Source organism: Kitasatospora purpeofusca, assembly GCF_042691725.1.
Lineage (GTDB): Bacteria > Actinomycetota > Actinomycetes > Streptomycetales > Streptomycetaceae > Kitasatospora > Kitasatospora purpeofusca_B.
This window is the reverse complement of the sequence record NZ_CP170483.1, coordinates 3,160,562-3,174,512: the sequence shown is the minus strand read 5'-3', so window position 1 is coordinate 3,174,512 and position 13,951 is coordinate 3,160,562. Positions and strand designations below refer to the sequence as shown.

The following is a 13,951-nucleotide window of genomic DNA, read 5'->3' as shown; positions in this document are numbered from 1 at the left end:
GCGGATTTCGCAGTTCCGGGCCTTTGCGGTTAGAGTCTTCCTCGTTCGCACGGAGGGAACGCGGCCCGGAAGGGAAGCGGGAGATCCGGACGGGTGAGGGGCTGTAGCTCAGTTGGTAGAGCGCTTGCATGGCATGCAAGAGGTCCGGGGTTCAATTCCCCGTAGCTCCACTCCGCACCCGGGGTCCGCGAGGACCACGTGTGTCGCGGGGCTGTAGCTCAGTTGGTAGAGCGCTTGCATGGCATGCAAGAGGTCCGGGGTTCAATTCCCCGTAGCTCCACAGACTACGGAAGGCCGTCACCCGGTGGGTGGCGGCCTTCCGGCGTTCCCGGCGGGGTTCCGGCTCAGCCGGTGGGCCCGGTGCGGGCGTGGCCGCAGGGGGCCGTCCAGCCGCCCGGCGGCAGCGCCGCCAGTCGGTCCACCCGCGCGCGGTCCTCCGGCGTGTCCGGGGTGTAGACGGCGACGTACGCCTCCGGCACCCCGGGGATCGTCAGGTACGTCGCGTTCAGCCGCAGCACACCCACCCGCGGGTGCCGGAACACCTTCAGCGTCGTCCGCCGCGAGGACACCTCCTGGCGGGCCCACAGCTCCCGGAACTCCGCGCTCGCGTCCAGCAGCGACCGCACGTACTCCTCCCACCGGGGCTCGCCGACGTGCCGGCCGTACGCGCCGCGCAGCACGGCGACCATCTGCGGCAGCTGCTCGCCCCGGTTCAGGAACGGGTTGCAGCAGTCCGGGCTGTTCACCGTGCACCAGAGGCTGTTGAACCAGCCGTCGTGCGTCCGCTGCCGGCTCGCGGCGAACAGTGCCTCGTAGGTGGAGTTCCAGGCCAGCACGTCGTAGCGGCTGTTGGAGACGGCGGCCGGCAGCGGCACCAGCGCGTCCAGGATCAGCTGGGTCGACGGGTCCAGGACCGGCTCGGGCTCCGCCGGCGGCCGCACCGCCACCCCGGCCAGCCGGAACAGGTGCTCGCGCTCGGTGGCGTCCAGCAGCAGCACCCGGGCCACCGCGGTGAGCACCTGCGCGCTGGCGTTGATCCGCCTCCCCTGTTCGAGCCACGTGTACCAGGTGACCCCGACCCCGGCGAGCTGGGCCACCTCCTCGCGGCGCAGGCCCGGCGTGCGGCGGCGCAGGCCGGGCGGCAGGCCGACGTCCTCGGGGGAGATCCGGGCGCGGCGGGCGCGCAGGTACTCGGCCAGCTCGGTGCGGTGGCGGTCGCGCCGGCCGGCGGGGGCCTGGTCGGCGGAGGCCTCGGCTGCCGGGGCCCTGCCCGTGGGGGGCTTGCCCACGGGGGCCGTGCCCGCGGGGGCCGTGCCCGTGAGGCCGGCCTCGACGGTGCCGGGGGTGTCCGCGACGGTCATACCCGCCATCGTGCCGCAGCCCGGCGGGGCGAAACAGGTGCTGCCGGTACCAGGATCCGCAGGCTCTAACCACTGGTACCGGGCGGCCCCGAGGCTCGACGCATGACCGATCTCCAGACCCGGCGCGGTCCGGCCGGGACGGCCTCGCCGGCCGACGCCCCCGCCGCCGGTCCCGGTACGGCGTCCGTCGCCCGGCCCGGACCGCTCCTCGCGCTCGTCCTCGGCGGCCAGTTCATGGCGGTGCTCGACACGGCCGTCGTCAACGTCGCGGTGCCGAGCATCCGCACCGACCTGCACGCCTCCGGCGCCGCCCTCCAGTTCGTGGTGGCCGGATACACCATCGCCTACGCCGTCCTGCTCATCACCGGCGCCCGGCTCGGGGCCCGCTACGGCTACAGCAGGCTCTTCCAGAGCGGCCTGGCCGCCTTCACCGCCACCTCGCTGGCCTGCGGGCTCGCCCCCGCCACCGGCTGGCTGATCGCCTTCCGGCTGCTCCAGGGCGCCGGGGCGGCCCTGATGGTCCCCCAGGTGATGAGCCTCGTCCAGCGGACCTTCACCGGCCAGGCCCGCGTCCGCGCGCTGGGCCTGTACTCGGCCGTCCTCGCCGGCGGCATCGCGGGCGGGCAGGTGCTCGGCGGGGTGCTCGTCGACGCCGACCTGTTCGGCTTCGGCTGGCGTCCGGTCTTCCTGGTCAACGTGCCGATCGGCGCGGTGCTGATGGCGGCCGGCGCCCGGCTGCTGCCACGGCTGCCCGGGGACCGCGACCGCGGCTTCGACCTGCCCGGCCTGCTGGTGCTCGCCGCCGCCCTCGGGCTGCTCGTCGTCCCGTTGGTGCTCGGCCACGAACTCGGCTGGCCCGGCTGGGGCTGGGCGATGCTCGGCGCGAGCGTGCTGCTGTTCGCCCTGTTCGCGGTCGTCGAGCGGCGGATCGCCCGGCGCGGCGGACAGCCGCTGATCAGCGGGCGGGTGCTCGGCGCGGCCGGGCTGCTGCCCGCCGTCGGCGCGGTGTTCATGATCATGCTGGCCTTCGCCGGCTTCATGTTCTCCTTCGCCCTGCACCAGCAGTCCGGCCTCGGCTACAGCGCCCTGCGCGCCGGGCTCTGCTCCGCGCCGATCGCGGTCGGCTTCGGCGTCGCGAGCCTGTACTGGCAGCGGCTGCCCGGGCGTCTGCACGGCGTCCTGCCCCAGCTCGGCACCGGCCTGCTCGCCGTCGGCTACGTGCTGCTCGGCCTCATGCTGCGCGACGGGTCCCCGTTCGGCGCGGCGGCGCTGCTGCTCTCCGCCGTCCTCGGGCTGCTCGCCGGCTGCGCGTACGCGCCGCTGTTCGCCCGGGCGCTCGCCCGGGTCGCGCCCGCCGACGCGGCGGACGCCAGCGGGTTCACGGTCACGGCGGTCCAGCTCGGCCAGGTCGTCGGCATCGCGCTGGTCGGCTCGGTGTTCCTCGGCGCGGTCGACCTGCCCGCGTCCGCCCGCGGCTCCGGGCACGCGCTGCTGCTCGCGGCGGCCGTCGTCGGCGGGGCCGTCGCGCTCGCCGTCGGCTTCGCCGCCCGGGCGGTGGCGGCCGGACGGCGGGAGGCCGCCGGGGGCGCCGCTGGGGACGCTGCTGGGGAGGCTGCTGCGGAGACCCGGGTGGAGGCCGCTGCGGAGGGCCGGTCGGTGGTCCGGTCGGCGGGCGGGGAGGGGCGGTCGGCGGGCGGGTAGGCGGCCGCCGGAGGAACGGATTCGTGGAGCACCCCCCGGACCGTGTAAAGTAGTCGATGTCGCCGAGGGAAACGGAACGAAGCCCCCGGTGACATCGCAGGTCAAGGGGCTGTAGCTCAGTTGGTAGAGCGCTTGCATGGCATGCAAGAGGTCCGGGGTTCAATTCCCCGTAGCTCCACAGGAACCGAAGGCCGCCTCCCGCACGGGAGGCGGCCTTCGGCGTTCACGGCTTTTCCGCGACCTCCCGGCGGCCGCCCCCGGCGGACCGCTACCGTCGGAGCCATGGCCGATCTGGAGCGCAGACGCAACGAGGAACTCGCCCGGATACTCCACCAGCTCGGCTGGAGCCCGGAGCGGCTCGCCCGCGAGGTCAACCTCACCGTCCCGTCCCGGCTCGCGATCAGCTCCACCGCCCCCTACAAGTGGCGCGACCGCGGCATGGTCCCGCGCAGCCCGCACGACCAGGCCGTCTGCGAGGTGCTCGGCCGCACCCTCGGCATCGCCGTCACCTACGAACAGCTGTGGGGCCCGATGGGCGGCCACCGCGGCGCCAAGATCCTCTCCCCGCGCCTGCTGACCGACCCGTGGACGGCCGACACCGCGCAGACCGCGCTGCGCGAGACCGCCGCCGACGCCGGCCCCGTCCGCCTCACCGACCTCTTCCGCGGCGCCGACGTCGCCGAGGCCGCCCGCCGGCTGGCCACCCCGCCGCCCGCCCTCGCCGGTGACGGCGCGCTGCGCGTCGATCCCGCGGTGATCGGTGAACTCGCCGCCGCCCACGGCAGCAAACAGCGGCTGGAACGATCCTGCGGCGGCGGACTCGTCCTCGGCCCCGTCCGCGCCGAACTGGCCATGGTCGCCAAGCTGCTGGAACTCGGCCGGTACGACGAACCGCTCGGCCGGGCGCTCTACGGCGCGGCGGGCCGCCTCGCCCGGCTCGCGGCCTGGGCCGCGTTCGACCTCGGCCACGACGCCACCGCGCAGCGGGCGTTCGCGGCCGCGCTGCGCGCCGCGCACCTGAGCGGGGAACACCGGGACGGGGTGGCGGTGCTCGGCGGCCTGGTGGTGCTGGCCACCTGGAGCGCGGGCGGGCGCGGGCTGGACGTGGTCGCGGTGCTCGCGCGGGCGGTGGCGGCGGCCGGGGACGGGCTCGGCCCGGCCGACCGGGCGCTGCAGCTCGGCCGGATCGCCCGCGCCCACGGGCGGTACGGCGAGGCGGCCGGGCTCGCCGGGACGGCGGAGCGGGCCTTCGCGGAGCTGGACGGGGGCGCGCGCGGCGCCCTGGGCGAGGAGCGGGCGGACCTCGCGGGCATGGTGGGGGAGGGGTACCTGTTCCTGGGGGAGCACGGGCGGGCGCAGGCGCTGCTGGCCGAGGCGGTGGCGGGGCTGGGCCCCGGCAGGGCGCGGACGCGGGCCCTGCTCATGGTCCGGCTGGCCGACTCGCAGCGGCTGGCGGGCGACGCCGCGAAGGCGGCGCGCACCGCGGACCGGGCGCGGGCGCTGGCTGCGGGGATGCAGTCGGAGCGGGTGGCGCGGGCGCTGCGGGGGATCGACGCGGCGTTCCGTTCGGCGGCGTCGGCGGCGACGGCGACGTTGGCGGCGTCGGGCTCGGCGGGTGCGGGGCCGGCGGGTGCGGCGGCTGCGGTGGCGGCGGGGGCCCTGGTGGCTTCGGAAGGCCTGGTCCAGGCGGTTCCGGCCGGGGCCGCCGGGGACGGGGCGGCGGGCACGTCGGCGGCCGCCCCGGGAGGGGGCTGACCCCCTTGCGGTACCCTGAGCCCATGCGAACCGCGCGCCTGCTCCTTAGTCGGCCGCGCTGACCAGGACCGGCCACGCCCGAGGGCGGAGCCGGAGTCGGCGTGGCACCCCCTCCTGCGAGGGGCTTTTTTGTTTTCCGCCCGGGCCCGCCGCCCGGCGTCCGTCCGGGCCCCGGCCCGGGCACCCCGTCCCGTCGCCGGCCCGGAACGCCGGTTCGCCAACTGACATCGATGGAGCTTGAAGGACCATGAGCGAGACGACCCCTGCGTCCGGTGCGGCCGACACCGCGACCGCGCCGTTCCGGTACAGCGCCGCCCTGGCGGCGGAGATCGAGTCCCGCTGGCAGGACATCTGGGAGAAGGAGGGGACGTTCCACGCCCCCAACCCGGTCGGCGACCTGGCCGACCCGGCCGCCGCCGACGTCGCCGCGAAGCCGCACAGCTTCATCATGGACATGTTCCCGTACCCGTCGGGCGCCGGCCTGCACGTCGGCCACCCGCTGGGCTACATCGCCACCGACGTCTTCGCCCGCTACCAGCGGATGAACGGCTACAACGTCCTGCACACCCTGGGCTACGACTCCTTCGGCCTGCCCGCCGAGCAGTACGCCGTGCAGACCGGCACCCACCCGCGGGTCTCCACCGAGGCCAACATCGCCAACATGCGCCAGCAGCTGCGCCGGCTGGGCCTGGGCCACGACCCGCGCCGCTCGATCGCCACGATCGACCCCGAGTACTACCGCTGGACGCAGTGGATCTTCCTGCAGATCTTCAACTCCTGGTACGACGAGCAGGCCGCCAAGGCCCGCCCGATCGCCGAGCTGGTCGCCGAGTTCGAGAACGGCACCCGTGAGGTCCCCGGCGGCCGCGCCTGGTCCGGGCTGAACGGCGCCGAGCGCGAGGAGGTGCTGGGCGAGTACCGGCTGGCCTACGCCAAGGAGGTGCCGGTCAACTGGTGCCCCGGGCTGGGCACCGTGCTGTCCAACGAGGAGGTCACCGCCGACGGCCGCTCCGAGCGCGGCAACTTCCCCGTCTTCAAGTCCAACCTGCGCCAGTGGATGATGCGGATCACCGCCTACTCCGACCGGCTGATCTCCGACCTGGACCTGCTGGACTGGCCCGAGGCCATCAAGCTGCAGCAGCGCAACTGGATCGGCCGCTCCGAGGGCGCCCGCGTCGACTTCTCCGTCGGCGACGCCGCCGATCGGAAGATCACCGTCTTCACCACCCGCCCCGACACCCTGTTCGGCGCCACCTACATGGTGCTGGCCCCCGAGCACGGGCTGGTCGACGCGATCGTGCCCGCCGCCTGGCCCGAGGGCACCCGTGAGGCGTGGACCGGCGGCGCCGCCACCCCCGCCGAGGCCGTCACCGCCTACCGCGCCGCCGCGGCCGCCAAGTCCGACGTCGAGCGGCAGGTCGAGGCGAAGGTCAAGACCGGTGTCTTCACCGGCGCCTACGCCGTCAACCCGGTCAGCGGCGAGCCCGTCCCGGTCTTCATCGCCGACTACGTGCTGATGGGCTACGGCACCGGCGCCATCATGGCCGTCCCCGCCCACGACCACCGCGACTTCGCCTTCGCGCGCGCCTTCGACCTGCCGATGCGCTGCGTCGTCGAGCCCACCGACGGGCGCGGCGAGGACCCGGCCGGCTGGGACGACGCGTTCGACACCTACGACTCCGTCATCGTCAACTCGGCCCACGACGAGGGCACCGAGGACGGCATCGCGCTGAACGGCCTGAGCGTCGTCGACGCCAAGGCCGCCGTCACCGCCTGGCTGACCGCGCGCGGCATCGGCGAAGGCACCGTCAACTACCGCCTGCGCGACTGGCTGTTCAGCCGCCAGCGGTACTGGGGCGAGCCCTTCCCGATCGTCTACGACGAGGACGGCGTCATGCACGCGCTGCCCGAGTCGATGCTGCCCGTCGAGGTCCCGCAGGTCGACGACTACTCGCCGCACACCTACGACCCGTACGACTCCACCTCCACGCCGAAGACCCCGCTGTCGCGCAACGAGGACTGGGTCAGCGTCGAGCTGGACCTGGGCGACGGCCCGAGGACGTACCGCCGCGAGACCAACACCATGCCCAACTGGGCCGGCTCCTGCTGGTACGAGCTGCGCTACATCGACCCGGCCAACCGCGAGCAGGCCGTCGACCCGGCCAACGAGCGGTACTGGCTGGGCCCCACCGAGCAGAAGCCCGGCGGCGGCGCCGACCTGTACGTCGGCGGCGCCGAGCACGCCGTCCTGCACCTGCTGTACGCCCGCTTCTGGCACAAGGTGCTGCACGACCTGGGCCACGTCTCGTCCGTCGAGCCGTTCCACAAGCTGTTCAACCAGGGCATGATCACCGCCGACGTCTACCGCGACGAGCGCGGCTTCCCGGTGCCCGCCACCGAGGTCGAGGAGCGCGACGGCCAGTACTTCTGGCAGGGCGAGCCGGTCAAGCGCGAGGCCGGCAAGATGGGCAAGTCCCTGAAGAACGCCGTCGCCCCCGACGAGATCGCCGACGAGTACGGCGCCGACACGCTGCGCCTGTACGAGATGTCGATGGGCCCGCTGGACGTCTCCCGCCCGTGGGACACCCGCGCCGTCGTCGGCTCCTACCGCTTCCTGCAGCGGCTGTGGCGCAACATCGTCGACGAGGCGACCGGCGAGCTGGTGGTGACGGACGAGGAGCCGGACGAGGCGACGCTGCGCGCCCTGCACAAGGCCGTCGACGGCGTTCGCGGCGACATGGCCGGGCTGCGCTTCAACACGGCCGTCGCCAAGGCGATCGAGCTGAACAACTACCTGGTCAAGCGCGGTTCCACGCCGCGGTCGGTGGCCGAGCAGGTGGTCCTGATGGTCGCCCCGCTGGCCCCGCACATCGCGGAGGAGCTGTGGCGGCGGCTGGGCCACGGCGACTCGCTGGCGTACGCCGGCTACCCGGTGGCCGACCCGGCGTACGTCGTCGACGAGACGGTGACCTGCGTGGTGCAGGTCAAGGGCAAGGTCAAGGCCCGGCTGGAGGTCGCGCCGTCGATCTCGGACGCCGAGCTGGAGGCGCTGGCGCTGGCCGACCCGGCGGTCGTCGCCGCGATCGGCGGGGCCGAGGTGCGCAAGGTGATCGCGCGGGCGCCGAAGCTGGTCAACATCGTCACCGGCTGAGGCCGGTGCCGGGCGGGGCGGGCGTTCCTTCGGGAGCGCCCGCCCCGCGGCGTTTCCGGGGCCTCGGGGCGGGGCGCGGCTCGGGGGTGCCGTGGGCTCGGGGGTTCCGTGGGGTTCGGGGATCTCGTGGAATCGGGCTCGGGGGTCTCGTGGACTCGGGGATCACCCCGAGTCGTCCCTGAACCCGTCCCTGAACTCCGGCCCGGCGCCCCTGATCGGCGCTCCGCCGGGCGACCGGCGGGGCTACCGTGGAACCCTCGGTGGGGCGGCCCCCGTTGGGCCCGGTGGGGCCGGTTCGGCTGGTGGAAGGTGGCGCGTGATGGAGATCCTCGGGGTGTTGCTCGTACTCGCCCTCCTGTTCGGGATCGGGGTGGCGGTGCTCGTCGTGGTCGGCCTGGTCAAGGCCGCCCGGGCGGTCGGCGAGAAGATGGAACGCCAGGAGGCCAAGGCCCGCCGGGCGGTCGAGAACGTCACGCTCAAGGCCAAGACCTACACCCAGACCGGCCCGCAGGGGCAGATCTCCGCCGTCCGCCTGCGCCTGCGGACCTCGCTGGACGGCACCCGGCAGGTCCTGCAGGGCGGCGTCGCCCAGGACGGCCAGCTCGGCGAGTCGCTCGCGCTGCTGGCCCGGCTGGACACCCACGCGGCGGAGCTGGACGGCGAGCTGCGGATGCTGGAGCGCGAGCCGGACGCCGGGCGCGTCGCGGCGAAGCTGCCGGAGCTGCGCGAGCGGGCCGAGCGGATCACGCAGTCGGCGGAGGCCATGCGGTGGGCCGCGCAGGACCGGATGCACCGGTTCGCGGAGGACGAGCTGAGCCGGTTGAGTCAGGAGTGCGAGGACGAGGCGGGGGCGCTGCGGCACTGGGACGCCGCTTCGGGGGGCTCCGGGGCGGCGGGTGGTTCTGCGGCGGCTGGTTCCACGGCGGCGGGTGCGGGCGGGGCCTCCGGGGCGGCGCGCGAGGCCGGTGGGGTCGCTGGGGCCGGTGGGGCCGGTGGGGCCGGTGGGGCCGGTGGGGTCGCTGCGGACCGTCCCGGGCTCACGGACGGGCGCGGTGGCCGGCCCAGCGCCGAGGACCTGCTCGGCCTCGCCGACCCGGTGGCCAAGCTGGCGCAGCGGCTGCGCAAGCCGTCCGCCGGGCCCTCGGCCGGCTGAGCGGCGACCCGGATGCTGCCCTCCGGCCCGGGCGGGGAGTAACCTCCGCCTCATGCCCGCCGACCTCGCACTCGTCACCGATTCCACGGCCTATCTGCCGCAGCACGCCGTCGACCGGCACGGGATCACCGTGGTCCCGCTGAGCGTGGTGGTCGGCGACGAGGTGTGCGCCGAGGGCGTCGAGATCTCCCCGAAGGACGTCGCCGAGGCCCTGCGCGGCAAGCACCGGGTCACCACCTCCCGGCCCAGCCCGGAGTCCTTCGCCGCCGCCTACCGGGCGGCCGCCGAGGGCGGCGCGCGGGGCGTCGTCTCGGTGCACATCTCCGGTGAGCTGTCGGGGACGGCGGAGGCCGCCCGGCTGGCGGCCGCCGAGTCGCCCGTCCCGGTGCGGGTCGTGGACAGCCGGCTGGTCGGCATGGCGCTCGGGTACGGGGTGCTGGCGGCGGCCGAGGCGATCGCGGCCGGCCGGGGAATCGACGAGGCGGCGGCGGCCGTCGAGCGGCGGACCGCCGTGACCAGCGGCTTCTTCTACGTCGACACGCTGGAGTACCTGCGCCGGGGAGGCCGGATCGGCGCCGCGCGGGCGCTGCTCGGCTCGGCGCTCGCGGTCAAGCCGCTGCTGCACCTGGACGGGGGGCGGATCGAGCCCCTGGAGAAGGTGCGCACGGCGTCCCGGGCGATCGCCCGGCTGGAGGAGATCGCGGTCGAGCGGGCGGGGGAGCGGGAGGTCGACATCGCCGTCCACCACCTGGCGGCGGAGGACCGGGCCGAGCCGCTCGCCGAACGTCTGCGGGGGCGGGTGCCGGGGCTGTGCGACCTGTACGTGGGCGAGGTGGGGGCGGTGATCGGCGCCCACGTCGGGCCGGGGCTGCTGGCGGTGGTGGTCTCGCCCCGGTGACGGGTGCCGGTTCGTCAACACCTGACGCCCTCCCTCCCTCCTGCGGGTGAGCTTCTTCGTCCACAACCCCCGGGTTTTCCACAGGTATTCGGTGATTCCCGCGCACCGACCGGGCGGTTCCTACCGTGCTCCGCATGACGAGCATGCGCATCGGCGCGCGCAAGCGCCACGAGATCCAGCGGATCAACGAGACCGCGAGCCTGCGGATGGCGGCCCTGCTGCCCGAGGCCGGTGAACCTCCGGACGCCGAGCCCTCGGTGTACGCGGCGCCGGCGGGTGACGGTGGCCCGTCGCCCGGCCCCGTGTCCGCTCGCCCGGCGTCCGACGGCCGCCCCTCGCCCGACTACGCCGTGGCCGGCCACGGCGTGTCCGGCGATGCCGTGCCGGACCATGCCGTGCCGGACCGCGCCGCGCACCCGTGGACGGGCCATGCGGTGACGCTCGACCGGCGGGCGGTGGTCGGCCTGCTCGTCCTCCTCCTGCTCACCGTCGGCTACGGCGTCCAGCACTTCTGGCTGGCGCGGCCGCAGCCGGTCGAGGTGCCGGCCGTCGCCGTCGCCTCGGTCCCGTCGGCCGCCACCCCCGGGCCGGGCCCGCCCGACGGCGTGGCAGGAGGCGTGGCGGGAGGCGCGGCGGGGAGCGACACCGGTGGCGCGGCTCCGGGCGCCGTCGTGGTGGTCGACATCGGCGGCCGGGTCGGCTCCCCGGGAGTGCACACCCTGCCCGGCGGATCCCGGGTCGCGGACGCCCTGCGGGTGGCCGGTGGGCCGCTGCCCGGGGCGGACACCAGGAACCTCAACCTGGCCCGTGTCCTGGCGGACGGCGAGCAGATCCTCGTCGGCGAGCCGAGCCCCCCGCCGGCCGCCGGGGCGGGAACGGGGCCGCCGCCCGCCGGGGCGTCGAAACAGCCGGTCAGCCTCAACCACGCCACCCTCGAACAGTTGGACACCCTTCCCGGCGTCGGTCCGACCCTCGCCCAGCGGATCATCGCCTTCCGCGCCTCCCACGGCGGCGCGTTCCGCTCACTCGACCAGCTCCGGCAGGTGAGCGGAGTCGGCGAGCGCACGTTCACGGAGCTCCGTCCGCTGCTCACCCTCTGATGTCCGGCCGCCTCTGTCCCCGCCGGCTCTGTCCCCGCCCTCGCCCGCCGCTGCCCGAAAGGAGGTGCCGTCATCGCCACCGCCACCGCCACCGCCATTGCCGCTCCCCTCCCCGGCGCCACCGCCTGCGCCGCGCCGCGTCCCAACGACCTCCGCCTGCTGCTGCCCGCCGTCGCCGCCTGGGCGGTGACGGCCGCGGTCCTCGGCCTGGGCCCCGGGCACACCGCCGTCCTCGCGGTCGCGGCGGGCACGGCCGCGCTCCTCGGTCTTGTCCTCTTCGCGCTCCGGGCGGGCGCGGAGGCCGGCCCCTTCCGCCACCGGTCCGCCACGGTGACCCTGGCGGCCGTCCTGCTCACCGCGGCCGCCGCCACGACCGCCACCCTCCTGCACACCGCCGACCTGCACCGCGGACCACTGCCCGAACTGGCCCGCGCGGCCACCCCGGCACCGGAGGTCGGCGTCGACCTCACCCTCACCGGGGACCCGCGCGTGCGCCTCTCCCGCGGCGGCGGCTCCGGTTCCGGACAGGCGCTGCTCACCGTGGACGCCGTGGTGGACCGCGTCACCGTTCCCGACGGCGCCCTCCCGGGCGCGCCGGGCCCGCGCACCGTCCGCACCAGCACACCGGTCACCGTCCTGGTCCGCGGTGAGGAGACCGGGGCGTGGGAACGGCTGCTGCCCTCGACCCGGCTCGCCGCCGAGGTGACGGTCCGTCCGTCGGACGAGCGCGCGGGCGAGTCGGCGGTGCTGCTGATCGCGCACGGCGAACCACGACGGCTCGCGCCGCCGAGCCTGCCGCAGCGGATCGCCGGGCGGCTCCGGGCGGGGCTGCGCGCGGCCACCGACGGCCTGCCGGCCGACGAGCGCGGGCTGCTGCCCGGCCTCGTCGTGGGCGACACCTCCCGGCTTCCGGACGACCTCTGGGAGGCGTTCCGGGACACCGACCTGGCCCACCTGGTCGCGGTCAGCGGGGCCAACCTCGCGATCGTGCTGGGCGTGCTGCTCGGCGCCCCGGGGCGGGCGGGCACCGCCGAACGGAGCGGCCTCGCCGCCCTGCTCGGGATCCCGCTGCGTACCACGGCACTGCTCGGTGCCGCCGTCACGCTGGCCTTCGTGACGATCTGCCGCCCGGAGCCCAGCGTGCTGAGGGCGGCGGGGACGGGGTTGCTCGGGCTGCTGGCACTGGCCACCGGGCGTCCGCGCCAGGCGGTGCCGGCGCTGGCGGGCACGGCCCTGCTGCTGGTCCTCCTCGACCCCTACCTGGCACACTCCTTCGGCTTCCTGCTGTCGGTGCTCGCCACGACCGGCCTGTTGGTCCTCGGTCCGCGCTGGGCGGACGCCCTGCGGGCGCGCGGCTGGCCGCACCACCTCGCGGGCGCCGTCGGGGCGACGGCGGCGGCCCAGGCGCTCTGCGCGCCGGTGACGGTGGTGCTGTCCGGGCACGTCAGCCTCGTGGGGATCCCGTGCAACCTGCTGGCCGAGCTGGCGGTGGCCCCCGCGACCTTGTTGGGGTTCGCGGTCCTGGTGCTCGATCCGTTGTCGCCCGCGCTGGCCCGGTTGCTCGCCGAGCCCGCCGCCGTCCCGGCCGGCTGGCTGGCCGCGGTCGCCCGGCACGGCGCTGAGCTTCCGGGCGGTCAGCTGTCCTGGCCGGGCGGGTGGTTCGGCACGGTGAGCCTCGCCGTCGGCACGGCGGCGCTCTGCTGCGCGGCGCCCGCACTGCTGCCCCGGCGCGCCGCCGGCGGGGCCGGTGCGCGTCGGCCGCGCGCCGGGCTTCGGCCGGTGGTGGTGGGCGTCCTGCTGCTGGTCCTGCTCGTGGTGCTGCTGAGGCCGCCGCAGCTGGCCCGGATCGCGACCGGTTGGCCGCCACCGGACTGGCGGCTGGTCATGTGCGACGTGGGGCAGGGCGACATGGTGGTGCTGCCGGTGGTTCCGGAGAACGGCGATCCGCCCGACAGCGCGGTGGTGGTGGACGCCGGCCCGGATCCGCAGGCGGCCGACCGCTGTCTGCGTGATCTGGGGATCACCCGGGTGCCGCTCTTCCTGGCCACGCACTTCCACGCCGACCACGTCGAGGGGCTGCCGGGGGTGTTGCACGGCCGGCGGGTCGCGGCGGTGCAGGGGACGGCGGTGAACGATCCACCGGGCGAGGCCGCCCGGGTCGCGGGATGGGCGGCGCAGGCCGGGGTCCCGCTGACGCGGGCCGGTCGCGGGGAGCGCCGGTCCGTGGGGGCCGGGGTCTCGTGGGAGGTGCTGTGGCCGGACGGAGAGGAGCCGACGGCGATGTCGGGTGCGAACAACGCGAGTGTCGCGCTGCTGGTGACCCTGGCGGGCGGTGTGCGGATGGCCCTGCTGGGCGATCTGGAGCCGCCGGCGCAGGAGGCCCTGTTGAGCAGGCTGAGGACGGACCGGAAGGAGAGCAAGGTGGACGTGTTGAAGGTGGCGCACCACGGTTCGGCCCACCAGGACTGGGAGTTGACGGCGGCGCTGAGCCCCCGGCTGGCCCTGATCTCCTGCGGCGAGGACAACCCGTACGGCCACCCGTCGCCGCGCACGGTGGACCGGCTGCGGGCGCTGGGCGCCGCGGTCCTGCGAACGGACCGGATGGGCGACATCGCGGTGACGGGAGACGGCCCGGCCCGCCTCGGCGCGGCCGTCCACCCGCACGGCGAGCGCCCCGGCCACGGCCCGCACAGGCCGCGGGCCACCCACGAGACGCCGCGTGCTGTCGCGGCCTCGGAGCCGATGCCCAGTGCCTGGCTCGCGGTGCGCGCCGGCTTCGGCCGGCGCGCACCGCCCCGGTGATCTCCGGACCACCCTCCTCCCCGATCCCTG

The 13,951-nt window shown here is 75.7% G+C and carries 8 protein-coding genes and 3 tRNA genes; 10 read left to right on the top strand and 1 reads right to left on the bottom strand.

The features are described 5' to 3' along the window. Positions 1 to 97 precede the first annotated feature (97 nt). Positions 98 to 170: transfer RNA gene (locus tag ACFCLZ_RS13265), tRNA-Ala, on the top strand. Positions 171 to 207: 37 nt separating this feature from the next. Then, positions 208 to 280, top strand: a tRNA-Ala gene (locus ACFCLZ_RS13260). Positions 281 to 344: 64 nt separating this feature from the next. Here ACFCLZ_RS13260 and ACFCLZ_RS13255 read toward each other — a convergent pair. Beyond that, positions 345 to 1,361: a helix-turn-helix transcriptional regulator gene (locus ACFCLZ_RS13255; RefSeq protein WP_380285106.1), complete on the bottom strand. Its 1,017-nt coding sequence runs from the start codon at positions 1,359 to 1,361 to the stop codon at positions 345 to 347. A 102-nt stretch (positions 1,362 to 1,463) separates the two neighbouring features. Between ACFCLZ_RS13255 and ACFCLZ_RS13250 the strand changes: the two genes are divergently transcribed. The 8 genes from ACFCLZ_RS13250 to ACFCLZ_RS13215 all read left to right on the top strand — a co-directional run bounded on the left by ACFCLZ_RS13250 (position 1,464) and on the right by ACFCLZ_RS13215 (position 13,921). After that, positions 1,464 to 3,062, top strand: a complete 1,599-nt coding sequence (locus ACFCLZ_RS13250) for an MFS transporter (protein ID WP_380285105.1) — start codon at positions 1,464 to 1,466, stop codon at positions 3,060 to 3,062. 105 nt (positions 3,063 to 3,167) lie between these two features. Further along, positions 3,168 to 3,240: transfer RNA gene (locus tag ACFCLZ_RS13245), tRNA-Ala, on the top strand. Between the two features lie 104 nt (positions 3,241 to 3,344). Beyond that, complete coding sequence (locus tag ACFCLZ_RS13240) at positions 3,345 to 4,817, top strand: hypothetical protein (protein WP_380285104.1); 1,473 nt, start codon at positions 3,345 to 3,347, stop codon at positions 4,815 to 4,817. 247 nt (positions 4,818 to 5,064) lie between these two features. Then, positions 5,065 to 7,968: a leucine--tRNA ligase gene (gene leuS, locus ACFCLZ_RS13235; RefSeq protein WP_380285103.1), complete on the top strand. Its 2,904-nt coding sequence runs from the start codon at positions 5,065 to 5,067 to the stop codon at positions 7,966 to 7,968. Between the two features lie 319 nt (positions 7,969 to 8,287). After that, entirely contained in the window at positions 8,288 to 9,121 is an 834-nt protein-coding gene (locus ACFCLZ_RS13230; protein WP_380285102.1) for a hypothetical protein, read from the top strand. Between the two features lie 52 nt (positions 9,122 to 9,173). Further along, positions 9,174 to 10,019, top strand: a complete 846-nt coding sequence (locus tag ACFCLZ_RS13225; protein WP_380285101.1) for a DegV family protein — start codon at positions 9,174 to 9,176, stop codon at positions 10,017 to 10,019. A 134-nt stretch (positions 10,020 to 10,153) separates the two neighbouring features. Continuing rightward, positions 10,154 to 11,119, top strand: a complete 966-nt coding sequence (locus tag ACFCLZ_RS13220) for a helix-hairpin-helix domain-containing protein (RefSeq protein ID WP_380285100.1) — start codon at positions 10,154 to 10,156, stop codon at positions 11,117 to 11,119. Positions 11,120 to 11,305: 186 nt separating this feature from the next. Continuing rightward, the gene (locus tag ACFCLZ_RS13215; protein WP_380285099.1) at positions 11,306 to 13,921 is read left to right on the top strand and encodes a ComEC/Rec2 family competence protein; all 2,616 of its coding nucleotides are present in this window, start codon (positions 11,306 to 11,308) and stop codon (positions 13,919 to 13,921) included. Positions 13,922 to 13,951 lie beyond the last annotated feature (30 nt).

Coding starts and splice junctions, on each gene's coding strand:
- ACFCLZ_RS13255 (WP_380285106.1), bottom strand. CDS start 1,361: ATGACCGTCGCGGACACCCCCGGCACCGTCGAGGCCGGCCTCACGGGC.
- ACFCLZ_RS13250 (WP_380285105.1), top strand. CDS start 1,464: ATGACCGATCTCCAGACCCGGCGCGGTCCGGCCGGGACGGCCTCGCCG.
- ACFCLZ_RS13240 (WP_380285104.1), top strand. CDS start 3,345: ATGGCCGATCTGGAGCGCAGACGCAACGAGGAACTCGCCCGGATACTC.
- leuS (WP_380285103.1), top strand. CDS start 5,065: ATGAGCGAGACGACCCCTGCGTCCGGTGCGGCCGACACCGCGACCGCG.
- ACFCLZ_RS13230 (WP_380285102.1), top strand. CDS start 8,288: ATGGAGATCCTCGGGGTGTTGCTCGTACTCGCCCTCCTGTTCGGGATC.
- ACFCLZ_RS13225 (WP_380285101.1), top strand. CDS start 9,174: ATGCCCGCCGACCTCGCACTCGTCACCGATTCCACGGCCTATCTGCCG.
- ACFCLZ_RS13220 (WP_380285100.1), top strand. CDS start 10,154: ATGACGAGCATGCGCATCGGCGCGCGCAAGCGCCACGAGATCCAGCGG.